This is a genomic window from Pseudoalteromonas sp. XMcav11-Q (assembly GCF_040104525.1).
Classification (GTDB): domain Bacteria; phylum Pseudomonadota; class Gammaproteobacteria; order Enterobacterales; family Alteromonadaceae; genus Pseudoalteromonas.
In genome coordinates this window covers 111,472-128,252 of sequence record NZ_JBECOX010000008.1, presented here as the reverse complement: position 1 = coordinate 128,252, position 16,781 = coordinate 111,472, and the positions used below count along the sequence as shown (strand labels likewise).

17 protein-coding genes are annotated in these 16,781 nt (G+C 44.4%); 7 read left to right on the top strand and 10 right to left on the bottom strand.

From position 1 onward, the window contains the following. Window positions 1–71: 71 nt before the first annotated feature. Entirely contained in the window at window positions 72–1,049 is a 978-nt protein-coding gene (locus ABMY45_RS14415) for a hypothetical protein (RefSeq protein ID WP_349289037.1), read from the top strand. Window positions 1,050–1,090: 41 nt separating this feature from the next. Here the strand turns inward: ABMY45_RS14415 and msrA are convergent, their stop codons facing one another. Genes msrA through ABMY45_RS14400 form a run of 3 tightly spaced genes read right to left on the bottom strand, consistent with a single transcriptional unit; the run spans window position 1,091 to window position 5,781 of the window. Then, window positions 1,091–1,627 (bottom strand): peptide-methionine (S)-S-oxide reductase MsrA, encoded by a 537-nt coding sequence (gene msrA / locus ABMY45_RS14410; RefSeq protein ID WP_193521908.1) that lies wholly within the window; start codon window positions 1,625–1,627, stop codon window positions 1,091–1,093. Further along, window positions 1,624–4,722, bottom strand: coding sequence for an efflux RND transporter permease subunit (locus ABMY45_RS14405; protein ID WP_349289036.1), 3,099 nt, complete (start codon window positions 4,720–4,722; stop codon window positions 1,624–1,626). The genes msrA and ABMY45_RS14405 overlap by 4 nt, the downstream gene beginning before the upstream one ends. A 6-nt stretch (window positions 4,723–4,728) precedes the next feature. Beyond that, the gene (locus tag ABMY45_RS14400; protein ID WP_349289035.1) at window positions 4,729–5,781 is read right to left on the bottom strand and encodes an efflux RND transporter periplasmic adaptor subunit; all 1,053 of its coding nucleotides are present in this window, start codon (window positions 5,779–5,781) and stop codon (window positions 4,729–4,731) included. A 228-nt stretch (window positions 5,782–6,009) separates the two neighbouring features. On the opposite strand from ABMY45_RS14400, the gene ABMY45_RS14395 reads away from it, so the two are divergent. The 5 genes from ABMY45_RS14395 (at window position 6,010) to ABMY45_RS14375 (ending at window position 10,233) form a co-directional block, all read left to right on the top strand. Continuing rightward, window positions 6,010–6,714, top strand: a complete 705-nt coding sequence (locus tag ABMY45_RS14395) for a DUF2982 domain-containing protein (protein WP_081489981.1) — start codon at window positions 6,010–6,012, stop codon at window positions 6,712–6,714. A gap of 22 nt (window positions 6,715–6,736) precedes the next feature. Next, complete coding sequence (locus tag ABMY45_RS14390; RefSeq protein WP_102057579.1) at window positions 6,737–7,069, top strand: hypothetical protein; 333 nt, start codon at window positions 6,737–6,739, stop codon at window positions 7,067–7,069. Between the two features lie 15 nt (window positions 7,070–7,084). After that, on the top strand, window positions 7,085–8,770 hold the full coding sequence (locus tag ABMY45_RS14385) for a DUF1566 domain-containing protein (RefSeq protein WP_349289034.1): 1,686 nt from the start codon (window positions 7,085–7,087) through the stop codon (window positions 8,768–8,770). 10 nt (window positions 8,771–8,780) lie between these two features. Then, window positions 8,781–9,284: a DUF1566 domain-containing protein gene (locus tag ABMY45_RS14380; protein ID WP_010607142.1), complete on the top strand. Its 504-nt coding sequence runs from the start codon at window positions 8,781–8,783 to the stop codon at window positions 9,282–9,284. Window positions 9,285–9,462: 178 nt separating this feature from the next. Then, the gene (locus ABMY45_RS14375; protein WP_102057577.1) at window positions 9,463–10,233 is read left to right on the top strand and encodes a YggN family protein; all 771 of its coding nucleotides are present in this window, start codon (window positions 9,463–9,465) and stop codon (window positions 10,231–10,233) included. On the opposite strand, the gene ABMY45_RS14370 is transcribed toward ABMY45_RS14375, so the two are convergent. From ABMY45_RS14370 to ABMY45_RS14340, 7 genes are all read right to left on the bottom strand, one after another. Beyond that, entirely contained in the window at window positions 10,228–11,061 is an 834-nt protein-coding gene (locus ABMY45_RS14370; protein ID WP_102057576.1) for an amidohydrolase family protein, read from the bottom strand. The genes ABMY45_RS14375 and ABMY45_RS14370 overlap by 6 nt on opposite strands. Window positions 11,062–11,075: 14 nt before the next feature. Next, on the bottom strand, window positions 11,076–11,804 hold the full coding sequence (locus ABMY45_RS14365; RefSeq protein ID WP_010374223.1) for an SDR family NAD(P)-dependent oxidoreductase: 729 nt from the start codon (window positions 11,802–11,804) through the stop codon (window positions 11,076–11,078). Between the two features lie 2 nt (window positions 11,805–11,806). Further along, the gene (locus ABMY45_RS14360; RefSeq protein ID WP_010607145.1) at window positions 11,807–12,295 is read right to left on the bottom strand and encodes a peptidylprolyl isomerase; all 489 of its coding nucleotides are present in this window, start codon (window positions 12,293–12,295) and stop codon (window positions 11,807–11,809) included. 101 nt (window positions 12,296–12,396) lie between these two features. Then, window positions 12,397–13,755, bottom strand: coding sequence for a LysM peptidoglycan-binding domain-containing protein (locus ABMY45_RS14355; RefSeq protein WP_349289079.1), 1,359 nt, complete (start codon window positions 13,753–13,755; stop codon window positions 12,397–12,399). Between the two features lie 165 nt (window positions 13,756–13,920). After that, window positions 13,921–14,901: a hypothetical protein gene (locus ABMY45_RS14350; protein WP_349289033.1), complete on the bottom strand. Its 981-nt coding sequence runs from the start codon at window positions 14,899–14,901 to the stop codon at window positions 13,921–13,923. Further along, window positions 14,901–15,185 carry a cell division protein ZapA gene (locus ABMY45_RS14345; protein WP_010607148.1) on the bottom strand — a complete coding sequence of 95 codons (285 nt, stop codon included), beginning with the start codon at window positions 15,183–15,185 and terminating at the stop codon, window positions 14,901–14,903. Before ABMY45_RS14345 ends, ABMY45_RS14350 begins: the two co-directional genes overlap by 1 nt. Then, window positions 15,185–15,412: a hypothetical protein gene (locus ABMY45_RS14340; protein WP_010374211.1), complete on the bottom strand. Its 228-nt coding sequence runs from the start codon at window positions 15,410–15,412 to the stop codon at window positions 15,185–15,187. The genes ABMY45_RS14345 and ABMY45_RS14340 overlap by 1 nt, the downstream gene beginning before the upstream one ends. Before the next feature lie 234 nt (window positions 15,413–15,646). Here ABMY45_RS14340 and rlmJ point away from each other — a divergent pair, with 234 nt between their 5' ends. Continuing rightward, complete coding sequence (gene rlmJ, locus ABMY45_RS14335; protein ID WP_102057574.1) at window positions 15,647–16,489, top strand: 23S rRNA (adenine(2030)-N(6))-methyltransferase RlmJ; 843 nt, start codon at window positions 15,647–15,649, stop codon at window positions 16,487–16,489. Window positions 16,490–16,781: the final 292 nt, after the last annotated feature.

The following is a 16,781-nucleotide window of genomic DNA, read 5'->3' as shown; positions in this document are numbered from 1 at the left end:
ACTGGTGTTCTGCCTTATGTGTGGTTGATAATAGATTTGATTTGTATTATTACTACCTTAAGGAAAAGAACATGAAGTCACTATTATTTGGGTTACTCACGCTTGGGATTGTCACATCAGCGCAAGCTTCGCTACCTGAAAACCAGCTTGAACCTCAATTTTCAACACAATCAATGGCGGGCGATTTCGCTTGGTTTAACGCGCCATCGCAAACCTGTAGTCGGATCCGCAGCATGATGTACTATCGTCACCCCGGCAACGATCACCTAACGCCTATATCTGTGCCTGTGATTTATACCGGTGGCGAGTGTTGGTCTACTGGCAGGACAACATCTAGCCAAGGTCCAAAGGAAATGTATACGCAGGTTTCAGATATTATTCATCAGCAATTTTCGAATGTGGAACATAACTACAAAGAGTTGACGACCGATATCGTCAACAATATTGCCGCACAATCTAGTTCAAATAAAGTGAGCCACACGACTAGCCTCTACGGCACTATGCATATGAAAATCGCAGGTAGAGTTGATGCGCAAAATAAAGTACCTGTGTTGATCGATGGTTTCGATTTGAAGTCTTACGCTAAGTTCCGTAAGAAGCAGCTTGGGATGAATATTTATATCCATGTCTATATTAACAACGAAAATGTCACCATCAAAGGTAAGTATGATGTACGTACCCAGCAGCTTGAGTTAGATCCTTTAATTTCTAGCTTTAAGCCTGTGGTGACGACAAAAGTAGATCTGCCGTGGATCCTCGATTTGATAGATACCTTGACTCCGGGGATTTTTGACAAGCTTTATACAGAATTTAGCCGTATTGTGATTGATGTGTTTGAATTCTTAGGTGTGGATATGAGCGAAGATATTCCGCAGGTCATTAAACACAATGCCCAGTTAATCAATTCAGGTGTTGTTCCGCTTAAAAGCTTAGATACCTTAAGACCTGGTGATACTGCGAATTTAGAAATGGAAGTAACGCGTGGGCATTTGCGGATTAAAGATGGCCGCACTAGTTTTTATGTATTTGCTATACCTATGTTGCCGTAAGGCGTAAGCCGAACGCAATCTATTGCGTTCGGCACACAAGTTTAGTGCTTTAAATTCGCCGCAAAATGGCTTTCAAACTTTGCAATTTTAGGGGCAATCATCACACTGCAATAGCCTTGGTTTGGGTTTTCAGTGTAATAATCTTGGTGATAGTGCTCAGCAGGATAAAATTCAGGCGCTGGGCTAACTTCAGTCACTATTTTTTCACTTAACTGGCTTTGAAGCTGCGCAATACAATCTTGAGTTTGCTGCTGTTGCTGCTGGTCATGATAAAACACCACACTACGGTACTGAGTACCAATGTCGTTGCCTTGGCGGTTCAACTGCGTTGGATCATGCAGAGTAAAAAACATATTAAGCAAAGTATCAAAGCTGACAATATCGGCATCAAATTGCAGTTGGACTACCTCAGCATGGCCACTGTCTCCCCGACATATCATTTGATAGGTGGGATTATCTGTGTGGCCACCTGCGTAACCTGATTGCACTGACTCAACGCCATTGACGCGGCGAAATGCCGCATCAATACACCAAAAACAACCACCACCAAAAGTTGCGGTTTGTAAATTTGCCATTATACCTCCTGCTCAGGATGTTGTTGCGACTGCTCCTCAAGACGTTTTGTCGTCTCTTCTGGAGATTGCGTCTTCTTAGCTAGTAAAGTATAGGCGGTTGGGATAACAAACAAGGTTAAAATGGTGGCAACACTGACACCGGCAAAAATCACGACACCGATCACCATGCGGCTTTCGAACCCAGGGCCTGTTGCAAACACAAGCGGGATAGAGCTCATCACGGTTGTTAGCGAGGTCATAATAATAGGTCTTAATCGCTGCGCAGCAGCATCAACAATGGCTTGTTCGAAGGCAATGCCTTTGTCACGCAATTGGTTAGCAAATTCCACGATTAAGATCCCGTTTTTGGCGCTAAGGCCAATCAACATGACAATACCAATTTGGCTATAAATGTTGAGCGTGCTGTCGGTGATAAATAATCCATACATCGCACCGACTAAGCCCAGTGGTACGGTGAGCATGATAACCAGTGGATGGACAAAGCTTTCAAACTGTGCGGCTAATACTAAGAACGTAACGGTGAGCGCCAGAATAAACACATAGGTCATTGCTGATGCACCTTCATAAAACAGCTGTGATTCGCCTTTGTAGTCGATGGCGCCGTCGATATCATTCTCTTCGGCGGCAACTTTATTTAAAAAGTCGAGTGCTTGCTCCAGTGTATAGTCGCCAGCGAGGTTTGCCGTGATAGTGATTGCGCGCATACGGTTGTAGCGGTTTAATCGAGAAGCTGTGGCTTCTTCTTTTATGGTGATCAAACTGTCTAATGGCACGAGCTCATCGCTACGAGATTTCACATAAATATCAGAAATATTATCTGGGGCAGAGAAGTCGGCTTTGGTGCCTTTTAAGATCACATCGTATTCTTCACCGCGGTCAATAAAGGTGGTAACACGACGTTGTCCCAGCATGGTTTCTAGCGTTTGGCCTATGGCACTTACCGACACGCCTAAATCTGCGGCTTTGGTTTTATCAATGCTTATCAAAAACTGTGGGAAGGTTTCTTTGTAATCGTGATCGAGACGAACCAGTCCTTTATTTTCTCGTGCGCGTTCTAGAATGCGATCGCGCCATGCGGCCAATTCGTCATAGTCGTTGCCTTGTAGTACAAACTCTATGGGGCGTGAGTTACCGCCGCCGCCAATACCACGGCGCATAATAGCAAAGGCGCGAATATCTGTAACATCTTGCATTTTACCGCTGATCTCATCCATGACTTCCCAAGTAGAGCGTTTTCGCTCATCCCAGTCTGGCATGCCGATGATAGCAACACCGCCTTGACCACCCCAACCAGGTACCCGAATAAGCACGCGGCTAAGTTCCTCTGAGTCTACATAAGGAAGTAGGCGCTCTTCAATTTTTGCCATATTTTGCGAGTTGTTTTCGTAGCTCGCCCCTTCAGGACCATTCATCATAACGAAGAAAGTACCGCGGTCTTCTTTTGGTGTCAGTTCAGACGGGATCTGTTTAAACAGGCTGTAGCTGGTAAAACCCGCTAGTGCCAACATCACGATCAGGCTGTATTTGCGCGATAAGTTGTCTTGTAAAACACGGCGATACCCTTGTTCTAGTCGAGTAAATTGACGGTCCATCCACTGACTAAAGCGGTTTTCTTTATTACTAGGTTTTAATACTTTGGAGCAAAGGGCTGGAGACAAGGTCAACGCGGTAATACTGGAGAACAGCACCGCAGCACTTACTGCAAAGGCAAATTCGGTAAATAGGGCACCAATACGACCATCCATAAAGACCAAAGGAATAAATACGGCAACCAAAACCAGCGTTGTGGCAATGATGGCAAAGCCTACTTCACGTGCGCCACGGTATGCCGCCAGTAACTTGGGTTCGCCAAGCTCGATACGGCGATAGATATTTTCCAGCATCACAATGGCGTCATCGACCACAAGGCCGATGGCAAGCACAAGTGCAAGCAGCGTCAGCAAGTTGATAGAATACCCCATGGCCAGCAAGAACATAAAGGTTGCAACTAAGGCTACCGGCACGGTAACAGCAGGGATCAGCGTAGCGCGGATATTGCCAAGGAAGATGTAGATAACGAGTACCACCAACGCCATGGCAATCGCAAGTGTGCTGTATACTTCAGCAATGGACTCACGAATAAAAATAGAAGAATCGTAGCTGTCTTCTATGGTGGTGCCTTGAGGCAGATTGCGTTTTATTTTTTCAAGCTCTTTGCGGGCGTTGTCGACCACTTCTAGCGTATTGGCTTTGGCTTGCTTGACAACGCCAAGGCCAATCATATTTTTACCATTACCACGGAAGGTACTTTCGTCGTCAGCGGCTTCAAGTACCACCTGCGCGACTTCACCAAGTCGCACCAAATAACCTTGTTCACCACGCTTAATTACTAGGTTGTCAAAGTCTTCTTGAGTCTTATAGCTTCTGGCAATACGAACAGAAAAATCACGGTCAACGGATTCTATTTCGCCAGCGGGTAATTCTACGTTTTCTCTGCGTAGCACTTGTTCAATATCACTGCTTGTGACTCCACGAGCGGCCATCGCCTTTCGGTCTAGCCAAATCTTCATGGCGTATTGACGTTCACCGCCAATACGTACATTCGATACGCCATCAACAACCGCCAGACGGTCAACGATAAAGCGCTGGGCGTAGTCTGAAAGCTGCAAGGTATCCATGGTTTCGCTGTTGAGTACAAACCAAGCGATAGGGCTTTCGTCGCTGTTTGATTTCGATACTTCAGGCGGCCTAACTTGCTCTGGCAACCTATCCAGCGCTCGAGAAACGCGCTCACGCACATCATTTGCAGCAGCGTCGATGTCGCGATCGATATTAAATTCGATAGTGATATTGGAACTACCATTGCGGCTACTGGAATTTATGCTTTTGATCCCTTCGATCCCCGAAATCCGGTTTTCTAATACTTGGGTGATCTTGGTTTCTACTACTTCCGCTGATGCGCCTGTGTAGTTAGTGCTTACACTGACTATTGGGGTTTCAATATCAGGATATTCGCGCAGCGGTAGCATAGTAAATGCCACTAAGCCAAAGGTCAGCAGCAGTAAGTTAATAACGATCGCGAAGATCGGGCGCTTTACCGCCGTATCAGTGATTCTCACGTCGCCTTACCCCTTTATTTCAACTTTTGAGCCTGAGCGGATCTTCAGGGTGCCTTCCGTGATCACCTGTTGTCCCTCTGTAAGCCCCTCATCGATAGCTACCCAGCCGCTAAAGCGAGTTTGCAGGTGCACTTCACGTTGTTGCGCTTTACCTTGGTCGTCAATGACAAATACAAAATGCTTATCTTGTCTTGGTATGATGCTTTTTTCTGGCACCACAAGGGCTTGTAATCGAGCCAGTTCCAATCCCATGTGTAGTAGCATACCTGGGCGGAGTTTATGGTCTAGATTGGTGAAACTTGCTGTCACTCGTACCGAGCGCGTTTGTTCATTAATACGCGGGTCAATATGGGAGACCTTACCGGTAAATAGTTGCTCTGGGTAAGCTTCACTTTGTGCATTCACTTGCATACCAAGCTGTAGTTGCGCTAGGTATTTTTCTGGTACCTGAAAATCCACTTTGATGATGCTAATGTCATCGAGTGTGGTGATCACAGTATTGTTGTTTACGAAGCTACCGATAGAGATATTTCGAGTACCCAATAATCCATCGAATGGCGCATAAATGGTCATCTCGGCGAGTTTTGTTTTGGTGGCTTCCAATTGTGCCGTTAAGGTGTCAACCTTTGCTGATTGTGCTTCTAATTGAGAGCGAGCCGCCGATTGGGTTTTTGCGAGGTCTTTAAGGCGGTTTAGTTGTCTAATTTCTTCCTTTAGCGTCACTTTCAGCGCTTTGATATCGAGCTTCTCTTCGGCATCACGCAACTGGACTAGCTTGTCACCTTTTTTTACTACGTCTCCGTCATCGAAAAAGAGGGCTGCCACATAGTCGCTTTGGGCGCTACTCACGTTGATTGCTTGATTTGCTCTGGCGGAACCAATAGAGTGAACAGCAATAATACGCTCCTCTTTAGTTACGGTATGAGCTTGAACGGAGGTTACGGGTGCTGAGTTGCCACTCATTTTGCCTTCCGAGGCTGGTAAATATAAATAGCCGCTGATGACGACTAGCACTACAATGATAAAAGGAAACAGTGCTTTTCCTGATTGATGACGCATAAAAGTGACCCAGATTATAATTTGTCTCTAGTTTACAAAATTAAAGGCTAACAAAGTCGACGGCATATCCTGTAAATTTGTGCATTAAACGAAAATGTAATTCAATTTAAGTGTTTGTACCTAAATTAAATATTATGAAACGCAGCCATTCATGTAAACGATGCATCACAATACGTAAATTAGTCGCATGGGCGATCATCATGTATATCTTTTATGCCTGGTATACCCATGCTTGAAGCAAAACTACGTGCAACCGCTGATCGCAATGGCGTTGAATTTATGCTGGTTGGCGCAATTGGTTTGATTGTTATCATGCTTTTTGTCAATTTGCGTGGTACTGCTATTACTATTGTAGAAATATTTCTTGCCAGCGCCATGTTAGTGGCTATTTTTGTTGGCTTTCTCAAAAGTCAGCAACCATATTTTAGTTTATACTTTACAGAACAAGAGTTTAGGTATGTGCATAAATATGGAGCTTGGCCGCTATCCATTGTAAACTTCCACTCCAGCGGCATTCCCAAAGTTCAACAAGGTGTTGAAACACTTGAGTTAAATGCAGTTGGTATTAAACTTAATGATATTGATGCGTTTTTATTAAATTTAACACCTCGACTTGCGGGTAAATTATTGATCGAGCAGCGGCATATTTTTTTACAAGCTGTTAAAATGCATTGCGAAAATGGCAACTGCCCATCTGAATGGTTGATAGAAGAAACCGTTTTTCGCTCCAAGGCGGGAAAAGAATATACTGGTTTAATGGCAATGTTTGCAAACCGGATGGATAATTTAAAGACAGTGACGGGATATGATTTATTGATCCCCGCGACTGCCTTAGACAGGGATATTTGGCAATTTTCAGTCATGTTAAACCGCTGGAAACTTAACCCTAAAGAGGTGGTAAAAGCATTGTTAGAAGAACAAACCACCTACTGAAGATGTAACAGGATACACCAATATGAGCTTAGAAACGGCCTATATTAAAAGTGGGCGTAATACCATTATTCACAAAGAGAAGAAGTTAGATCTTGTGATTGTAAATGGTGAAGCACACCCAAAAATCAAGGTGACTGCAAACGGCTTGGTGCCTTTTAAGGAAGAGCTGCCGAGAAATCGAAGAGAGGCTAAAGAGCGTTATTTAGAAGTCGTCCACGTTTCGAGTATTGATGTGTTTGGTGAAGTGAAACGGTTGTTGTTTATTCAGGCTTTAGATGGTCGAGAATACAAAGTAGATTATAGTAAAGTTGGCACTAAGTTGTTTGTGCGGATACATCAAGAAAGTTATCTATAGTTCATAAGGAAGAATATGAATGCATTCAAGGGAAGTTGGGTTGTACTTGCGCTAATATTAACAGGTTGTGGTGGAGGCTCTGGGAGTGATGAATCGAGTCAAGTCAGTGCGTCGGTTAATGCGGGTGCTGATATCCAAGTGACCGAAAAAACAGAAGTCACCTTGAATGCTCAAGCATCACCTGCTGGCGGCACCTTTAACTGGCAGGTTATCTCTGGTGCAAACGTCAGTGAATTTCCAATTACGGAGCAACAAGCCGCTTTTGTTGCACCGGATATCAAAGCCGATGTCAATTTACTTATTCAGGTTGACTATGTTGCGCCTGATGGCAGTCTTGCAAGCGACCAAGTGACGGTTGCTATCAAATCTAACAACCAATTACCTATACCAAGTATCAGCCAAACTGCACCGGAAACACTACCAGCCAAATATAAAGATACTATTGTCCTCAGTGGCGCAGGCTCCTCCGATCCAGACGAAAATGGCCAAGTGGTTGCTTATCAATGGCAACAAGTGAGTGGTCCCACAACAATACAGCCAATTGGTTTGAATACAGCTACTTTATCTTTTGTCCACCCATTATTGGCTACCTCTCAGGCGTCAATCTGGCAGTTGACGGTTACCGATGATGAAGGCGGACAAGCCAGTACCCAGTTTACCCTCGGGCTACTTGAGAATTCGGATGTAGTAGTGGCGGATGCTGGGAGCGACCAGCAAGTGCAAGAGTTTGATGAGGTCACGCTTGATGGTTCAAACAGTGATACGGTATCTGGTCAGAAACAGTGTGTATGGCGGCAAGTGACGTCTGGCACTCAGGTAGCATTAAGTTCTGTTACCGGGTGTTCAACAACTTTTAACGCACCAGATCAAAATATTTTGTCGCAAGTGGAATTTGAGCTGACCGTTACTGACTCACAAAACCGTTCAGCTACCGACACCGTGCGCATTGATATCGAGAAAAAGCCACTAGGTAAACTAAACGACAGTGGCCAAACCGCGTGTTTTAACAATACGGATGTGATCACCTGTAGTATGACGCAGTTTACGGCTCAAGATGCACAGCGTGGGCGTGATAATTTTGCCACTCAGGTGGCGAAAGAAGGCAGTGGTCGAGCAGGTTTTGACTTTACCAAACTAAATCGCTTTGCGGATGAACTGCCTGATGACGCTACCGACTTTGCTTGCGTTCGTGATAACGTCACGGGACTTATTTGGGAAGTAAAAGAAGCGAGTTCGGGTACATTACCAAACACTTCTTCTCGCAACGCACAAAATAGTTATACCTGGTATGTTGAGGTAGATGGAGCGATTGCCGAGGGGAGTGTGCAGGCCGCAGCAAATACAACCTGCCCGCAGGATAGTCACTGTGGTATTCAAGCTTTGATTGATGAAGTAAATAACCCTGCCGTTGGAGAGCAAAGTTACTGTGGTGGTAACAATTGGCGCTTACCAACTTATATGGAACTACTTGGACTACTAGATTACGGCAGTGCAGGTACTGCGGTGATAGATGAAGCGCTTTTCCCTAACTTACCTAGCACAATAACACTTGGTCATCGCTATTACTGGACCTTGCAGTCGAGTTTAGATGGTACCGGTGGCACGCTGAGAAGGGCTTATGTTATCGACATGGATACGGGCAATGATTTTGCAGTAGAAAAGTCTAGCAGCGCATTTGTTAGGTTGGTTAGGAATCCTTAGGGAGCGTGGTATGAAAATTATTACAACTATACTATTTACTCTGTCATTCACGGCTGTTTGCCAAGCGCAAACTTGCGTTGGTACTGGCTCCAATACCAGCCGTTATACGATAAATAGCAACGGTACAGTGCTGGATAGCCAAACGGGATTAATGTGGCAGCGCTGCAACTTTGGGCAAAGTTACAACGCGACTTCTCAAAGCTGTGAAGACAATGCTCAGCAACTTACTTGGCAGCAGGCATTGGTGGTTGCCAACGAAGACCAATTTGCAGGGTTTACAGACTGGCAAGTACCTAACGTTAAAGAGCTTGCCAGTATTGTGTATCACGAGTGTGTGACTCCAGCGATAAACATAACGGTATTTCCAACGACCAAAAGTAATAATTACTGGTCTGCGACGACCCAGACTAGTCAACCTCAGTTTGCTTGGGTGTATCAGTTTGCTGATGGTAAAAATAATCCAACCATTAAAACTGCGGATGCCTTTGTCAGGTTAGTGAGATACTATCAATAGCCCTTAGTTAGTGGTATTGCTACTGCCTTTAATGCTGACGGGTATGGATCTCTAATATTGCCAGTAAGACATAGCTTGTTACTTTCATCCGTCTAAAATGGCTTTGGGATTGTTTGATCTTTTGGTACTCTCCTGAAGCACCCCTTTCCCGTCTTACGTTCTGCACACAGGAGGCCATATGAATCGATTACTCAGCGCGATAGCCTTGTCTTGTGCCGTATTGGCGTCTTCCGTACATGCAAAAAATAAGTGCGATGTTGAACTTGGGCATGGTCTTATCATCACCGACAACGAAATTCGTATCGTTGATGATGGTCAGACTCGAATCCAAATCAACAATGATAGTCAGCTCTTTATTCTAGGTCGCTGGATTGAGTTAGATCCGGAAGGGGAGAGAGTTGTGCGCGAGTACTCTTTAGGAATACGGGATACCGTTCCTGAGCTGGTAAATCTGGCAACCGATGGCGTCAACCTCGGATTGAGTGCGATTGAGCAGGTGGTTGAGGGGATGTCCGACAAAGAGCCCGAAGTGCTCAAAACGCAGTTGCAATACGTTGAACGTGCGCTGATGGATAAGTTTAAGCGTGGAGATGATTTCTTTTTTATCGCACCACAGTCACTTTCTAAAATTGATGATTTTTTTACTAAAGAGATCAGCCAAAAAATTCACTCTGCTGTTCATGGTTCGTTGGGCTCTATTTTAGTCTCTTTGGGGGATGCATTTAAATCTCGCGAAGGGAATATCGAAGATCGCATTAACGATATGGGACAACGCATGGAGATTATTTCGAAAGAGATAGATAAATCGCTGCAGAAAAAGGCCCATCAATTAGAAGAAAAAGCGGCAGAATATTGCGAGTGCTTAAACACCTTAGATCAAACGGAAGAAAAACTACAGCGCATAGTACCTGAGCTAGTTGCTTACGATCTCGTCCAGATCCGCTCATAGTCCATAGCAACTTTTGGCATTGTCTCGGCTGAGTTTATGCCAAGTTGACGATATGCCTATCACGTCTAAATAATCCTGCCATATTTGCCAATAGCTTTTTTGCATAAGAGAAACCGGATAATTCGAACCTAGCATTAGGCTCTCTTCTCCTGCATGTGTGATTAAGTGAGTAAGCCACTCAGAGAGTGTGAGTGGGTTTGCTAACATTTCGTGGCCAGAGCACTTGATCATGACATTATTAAGCGCTCCAATGCGCCTTAATATATCTGTACAAGGACTGTTAGCGTCAATAAACCCTGCATGGTTAAATACGATTTTAAGGTCAGCTTTTTGTTCTGCAAGTTGTAATAAAAGGTCGACTTTTTCGCTTTGTTTAAATTCTAATTGCGCCTCAAAATGTAGTCCATGCTCGGCAAGACAGGTGAGATTTTCGAGCACGAAAGGCGCGGATAAACGTTGGCTGTCACAGCCTTCGGTGATGTCTCTTATCGCCACGAGGTGAGGATGTGCTAACTGTGCTATGGCTGCGCTAAATTGCTCAGGCGTTGCGTTAATAGGGGCGTAACCGACGGCTTTAAAAGGAAAGCTGCATAGTTCCTGATTTAACCAATGTAATTCGTTGATGGGATTGTGATTATCAAAACCGGCTTCCACATGCACCAAGGCTTCGAGTGTAAACTGTGCATGTTGGGGAAGACTAGTAAGGGTATGATTCTGCCTTATTTTTTCCAGATTAGGCCAAGCGGGCGGGTTGTGTTTGAGCCAAGAATATTGTCCTAACGCTAAATCGAAAAAGTGTAGGTGGCTATCAATAACTCTCAGACTCATCACGCATTCCTTTTTTACTGTGCAGTATAACCGCCATCAATGCTTTGTAGGCTACCTGTGATAAAGCTCGCATCCTCACTTAGCAAGAAAGCAACCAGCGCTGCAACCTCTTGCGGTTGCCCTAATCGACCCAATGGCTGCAACTGGGCTTCTTCTGCAACGATTTCTGCTTTATCAGCGCCGCTGCGCGCACAGTAACTATCAATGGCATGATGGAATAACGGAGTTTCAATTGTGCCAGGGCAGACTGCATTCGCGCGAATGTTAAATTTGGCGTAATCCAGTGCTGTGGTTTTCGCCATCGAAGCAAGTGCACATTTAGACAGGTTATAAGCGAAGGAGTTAGGTTTACCAATAACCGCCTGATCCGAAGACATCAATACGATGCTACCGCTACCTTGTGACTTCATGCTTGGTAATACGGCTTGAATGGCAGCGTAAGCGCCTTTCACATTCAATGCAAAAAGGGCGTCAAATGTGGCTTCATCGGTATCTTCGATTGTAGCACTCAGATGTTTCCCCGCGTTTGAAACAAGCGCATCTATTTTCCCTGTTTCTGCGACTATATCTGCAATTGTTGCTTTTACATCGGCGACTTTACTGACGTCACAATGGCGAAAAATCCCTTGTTCACTGGGCTGAATATCGAGGTTATAAACGGTGTATTGTTGCGATAGCAGCTTGTTGACAATGGCGGCGCCAATGCCAAAGCTGCCACCGGTAACGATGGCAACTTGGTTCATCATTAGTGTCCGCAGCCGCCAGCAGCGTGTACGTGACCGTGTGAAATTTCTTCTGCAGTTGCTTCGCGTACAGAAAGGATCTCAACATCAAACGTTAGCGTTTTGCCTGCGAATGGGTGGTTTAAGTCGCAATCCGCATTAAAGCGTCCTACTTTTACTACCTTAACCTGATGACGACCTTGGTTTGAATCGACAATAGCAGTCATGCCTGGCTTCCAAACTTTGCTGTCACCAAGACCTTGAAGGTGCTTAATAGGAATGCGCTGCACTAGACCTTCTTGATATTCGCCATAAGCTTGCTCTGGCGTTAAGGTTACCGTAAAGCTATCACCACCGGTTTTACCTTCAAGTTCACTTTCAAGACCTGGTAGCATGCCTTCAGTACCGTGCAGGTAGTTTAGTGGCTCGCCTTCTTTGCTTGATTCGATTTGGCTGTCACCTTCGTGAAGTGTGTAGTGAAACTCTACCACTGTGTTCTTTGCAATTTGCATAAGTAAACCTTAAATAAATAGTGTTCGGTGACGCCATTTAGCATCCACCTGTAAAGCGTGTAGTTTACGTGAGTGCGCTTCTTGGACGCAAGTCTATCCCTTTAATTTGGGCTCTCACTTTGCTTTGGCTTGCCATGGCGCAGTATTGATTGGAGCGCTTCAATGCTAGAGATTGAGGAGCTAGCTGGTTGAGTCTTATTGCTTTTTGGTGCAGCAGGAGCTGGTAAAAACACCATTAACACTTTGCCAGGTTTTAATAGACTCTGCGCCGTGAGTGAATTCCAATTTAATAAATCTTTTACCGCGACCTTGTAGTGACGGCTGATAGTCCACAATGACTCGCCTTGTTTTATGGTGTGGTGATGTTCCACTTGAGGTATGGGCTTGGCTTTTATTTCTTTAATATAAGGGCTTACGTCATAGTCGATGAGTAAGTCTAACTGCTCATTACTCTCGGAAACTAATAGCTTTTCGCCAACTCGGATCAAATCAGAGCGCTTATTGTTCAGCGCTTTTAGTGCACTAACACTCATCCCCGCATTTAATGCGATGCGGTAGAGTGTGTCGTTAGCTTTGACAGTGTAGCCTTGGCTGAAGTTTTCCCTGAAAAATGCACTTTCCAATAATGCTTGCTCGGATAATGGCAATAACACTTTGTGTGGACCGTTTGGAGAGCTTCTATGTTTTAAGATCCCTTGATTGAGTGCGTATAGTTGACGCTTTTTGATACCACTGAGTTTAGCCAGTTGATTGACGTCAAATTGCTGTCCAATATCAAGTATCGACGTAGTGGCCTTGTTGGGCAAACTTGGTATCTTAAAACCCTTGGGTGAGGTTTTTAGTAAGTGGCTGAGCGCTAAGAGTTTGGGCACGTAGTCTGCGGTTTCTTTTGGTAATGTTAAGTGCCAAAAGTGGGTCGACTTTCCTGCTTTTTTATTCTTTGCGATGGCTTTTTTGACACGCCCTTCACCTGTGTTGTAGGCCGCAAGCGCGTGTAGCCAGTCGCCATCAAAGCGTTCATGCAAATACAGCAAATAATCAAGCGCGGCGTCAGTCGATGCTAACACATCCTGTCGACCGTCATACCATTCGTCTTTCTTGATGCCGAAATGGTAGGCAGTGGCATCCACTAACTGCCAAACTCCAACAGCATTTTGTTGCGATTTGGCCTTTGGTCTAAAGTCACTTTCGACAAAAGGAAGTAATGCGATTTCAACAGGAAGACCTTTGCGTTCTACCTTTTTTACTACGTGATAAAAATAGGGAGCGGCGCGCTTATTTACCACATTGAGATAATTAGGCTGTGATAAATACCATTTTATGCGCTTATCAAGCCTTGGGTGAGATGCAGTATTAAAACTGAGCTTTTGGCGTATGTGTTGCCATAAATCATCGTCTCTGAGGGGGGCTTTAACGGTAGTGGCTTTGAGTGGTTTTACCTCAGCTATAGCTGGAGGCATGACTGGCTTTTCTACGGGCACTTGTGTGAGAGCTGACAAAATGGCTTGCCTACTCACCTGTGGACTGCTACTGCTTTTACATCCAGAGAGCATGGTTAATAATATTAACCCGCTTAGCTGTATTAATACTCTGTTCATCCTTTAACTATACCGAGAGGTTAAGTTTTATTCAAAATTTCTTTGCTGCTGAAAGTGTTGCCACTGTAATAACGCGCGTTGCTGCATGTGTTTATTTGGATATAGAATGCTTATCTTTTCAACCACTTGTTGACTATCTTGTAACGCTAATAAAGCCAAAAATTGTGCTGGAGTGCTCAGCATTTCAGGACGATAGGGTTTTCCTGTTGCAGGTAATATCCAATCAAGTGCATAGCGATTAAAGCGAGTAATAGTTTGCTGCCACTGTGTAGTATGCGGTAAATGCGCAAGTGGGATCTGATCCACGCTATAACCTGCTATCAAGCCTTGATATTTTGGCAGATAAACACTGATGTCATGACCGCTAAAGCCCGTGACTTGAGTAAGCTCAACCACTACACCTCCTAGCTCCACGGTTTTAGGCGCGTTATCAATGGCTTTACTTGATGGCGCTTGTGTGGCGAGCTTGGACCACGTTGCAATCCTACTTTTTGCCAGTGCAAGTTTGGTTTGCCACTTCGTTCGTTCACTTGGTTCTAGAGACGCGATACGATTTTCACTAAGCATGACGCTTTGGTTAAAAAGCTCAAGCTGTGCGTGAAAGGCAGTCGTCAATGCGTTGGCTGATGTTGCCGTTGGGCTTAGCCATTGTAAATTTGGATAAGCATGCTTGAGTAGCACTATGCTGGTGTCTTGTTTGATATCGGCATGCAAAGAGATTACGTAACAAAGCGGAACGGTGAGGCGCTTTTCTAATTCGTGGATCAAGGCCTCTGTGGTGACAAGATCGCCATGTATGGATGCCAACAGTGCACACTGTTTGCCGATAACTAAAGCTTGATTGGGCTGTAAAGCGCTATCTTTTCCTTTGATAAAATAAACCGCGTCATTGATTTTATGGAACTGATTAGCATTGGCGGCAGTACTTTGAAAACTCGCCGCCAATAGAATGAGACCCCAAACTAGAGAGATGCTACATAAGATAGGGTTGCTCCAGTATGTCGGCATTATTCGCCTGCAGGCAGCACTAACTTGTCGATGAGCGTGGAAACGAACTCTGCGTCTTGCTGTTGCTTTGCTTCCAATGCTTGTAAATCATGACAAAGGTGTAAGGCTGCGAGTAGTAACGCATTGTGATCATTGCGAACGGTTGAGCGTTTACGCATTTCTTCTACACGTCGGTCTAAAAGCGCTACGGCGTTATGCAGCGCTTCTTCTTGATCTGGCGCACATGCAAATTGATGTGACTTGCCAAGTAACGTTACTGTTACTTGGTTATTCTGCTCAGACATTAGCTAGCCTGTTGAGTTTGCAACTTATCAAGTAGGCCAGATAAAGATGAACTAAATTCTTTTTGCTTTTCTTCGCTTTCTAGCATTTCAAGCTGTAGGGTTTCATTTTCATCGATGAGTTTTTGATTTTGTTCTTTCAGTGCCGAAACTTCCGATTTTAACTGGTTATTTTGGCTCAAAAGTTGGTCAATCAACTGGTCGAGTTTTTGGAGATCTTGGTTATTCATAAATGCGCTCATATGACTGTGATTTGTCATGCAAATGTAAAACAAAGCGGCTAAGGATGCTAGTGTTTACGCGACTTTCTGCTGATTTTTCTCAACTTTTAAGAGATAATGCCGATATTGGAATATTTTGTTCAGAAGTGATTCAGTCTAAAGTTAAAAATTGATGAATCATTGCTCAAATTTAGCTCAGGTTTATTTCACCTGTGTTGTTATTATTTTTATCAAGGCGGGGTTATGCTCAGTTACCGACATTCTTTTCATGCAGGAAACCCTGCCGATGTGATCAAACATTTAGTATTGGCAGAAGCTTTGTCATACATGGCTAAAAAAGATAAGCCGTACGATTACGTGGATACGCACTCTGGCGCTGGTTTTTTTGAGCTAGCGAGTAGTGATGCACAAAAAACTCAGGAGTATCTGCAAGGCATCGCTAAGCTGTGGGATTATTCTGGATCCGTGTCGGCAATTAGCGATTATGTTGCATTAATCAAATCATTTAACGAAGGCGATAAATTAAGCCATTATCCCGGTTCTCCTAAGGTAGCGGAGCACTTCTTACGTCGTCAGGATAACGGTTGGTTTTTTGAGCTACATCCAAAAGATCTTGAGCTGTTAAAGCAAAATACGGCACATAAAAAGTCACTGCGCGTCACTGGGAGTGACGGTTTTAAAGGGCTATTAGGATTGGTGCCTCCAGCTTCACGCAGAGCCTGCGTGCTAATGGATCCTCCTTATGAGATCAAATCCGATTATGATGTTGCGGTCAAAAGCATTATAAAAGCGCACAAAAAGTTTGATTCCGGCGTCTATATGATCTGGTATCCCGTTGTTGACCGTGAACGCATTGATGCAATGGAGTCGAGTCTGATTGAATCTGGAGTGCGTAATATTCAAGTGTTTGAACTTGCCACCCGCGCAGATACCCAAGAACGAGGCATGACGGCTTCTGGTATGATGGTGATCAATCCGCCTTGGACCTTAAAGAAAATCATGGATAAAGTGTTGCCTGAGCTGGTTTCGTTATTGGCTGAGGATGATGGTGCGTTTTACCGCAGCATTCAATTAGTAGAAGAATAGTAAAAATAAACTGCTAAGCTATCTAACCTGAGGTTTGGATAAGGAATGTTCCAACTCATTGTTTCTAAAGAACAGCTTAGTTTTTTCCTTTTCTAGCCAGAGAGTTTTAGGGAAAACACCGCTTCCGCGTCCTGCTCTCGCTAAGGTACCTACATCCTGTAGGCAAGGCGAATTTACGCACCAATAGCTGGCTATTGGAAGTGAATTCAACGCAGTTAGCGCTAAAACTGGCTGCTAGAAAGGCATTAATTATCCGCAGCTCAGGTTATCTAGGGCCTGTTTACCTTTCAAG

Coding starts and splice junctions, on each gene's coding strand:
- ABMY45_RS14415 (WP_349289037.1), top strand. CDS start 72: ATGAAGTCACTATTATTTGGGTTACTCACGCTTGGGATTGTCACATCA.
- ABMY45_RS14400 (WP_349289035.1), bottom strand. CDS start 5,781: ATGCGTCATCAATCAGGAAAAGCACTGTTTCCTTTTATCATTGTAGTG.
- ABMY45_RS14395 (WP_081489981.1), top strand. CDS start 6,010: ATGCTTGAAGCAAAACTACGTGCAACCGCTGATCGCAATGGCGTTGAA.
- ABMY45_RS14390 (WP_102057579.1), top strand. CDS start 6,737: ATGAGCTTAGAAACGGCCTATATTAAAAGTGGGCGTAATACCATTATT.
- ABMY45_RS14385 (WP_349289034.1), top strand. CDS start 7,085: ATGAATGCATTCAAGGGAAGTTGGGTTGTACTTGCGCTAATATTAACA.
- ABMY45_RS14380 (WP_010607142.1), top strand. CDS start 8,781: ATGAAAATTATTACAACTATACTATTTACTCTGTCATTCACGGCTGTT.
- ABMY45_RS14375 (WP_102057577.1), top strand. CDS start 9,463: ATGAATCGATTACTCAGCGCGATAGCCTTGTCTTGTGCCGTATTGGCG.
- ABMY45_RS14370 (WP_102057576.1), bottom strand. CDS start 11,061: ATGAGTCTGAGAGTTATTGATAGCCACCTACACTTTTTCGATTTAGCG.
- ABMY45_RS14365 (WP_010374223.1), bottom strand. CDS start 11,804: ATGAACCAAGTTGCCATCGTTACCGGTGGCAGCTTTGGCATTGGCGCC.
- ABMY45_RS14360 (WP_010607145.1), bottom strand. CDS start 12,295: ATGCAAATTGCAAAGAACACAGTGGTAGAGTTTCACTACACACTTCAC.
- ABMY45_RS14355 (WP_349289079.1), bottom strand. CDS start 13,755: ATGCCTCCAGCTATAGCTGAGGTAAAACCACTCAAAGCCACTACCGTT.
- ABMY45_RS14350 (WP_349289033.1), bottom strand. CDS start 14,901: ATGCCGACATACTGGAGCAACCCTATCTTATGTAGCATCTCTCTAGTT.
- ABMY45_RS14345 (WP_010607148.1), bottom strand. CDS start 15,185: ATGTCTGAGCAGAATAACCAAGTAACAGTAACGTTACTTGGCAAGTCA.
- ABMY45_RS14340 (WP_010374211.1), bottom strand. CDS start 15,412: ATGAATAACCAAGATCTCCAAAAACTCGACCAGTTGATTGACCAACTT.
- rlmJ (WP_102057574.1), top strand. CDS start 15,647: ATGCTCAGTTACCGACATTCTTTTCATGCAGGAAACCCTGCCGATGTG.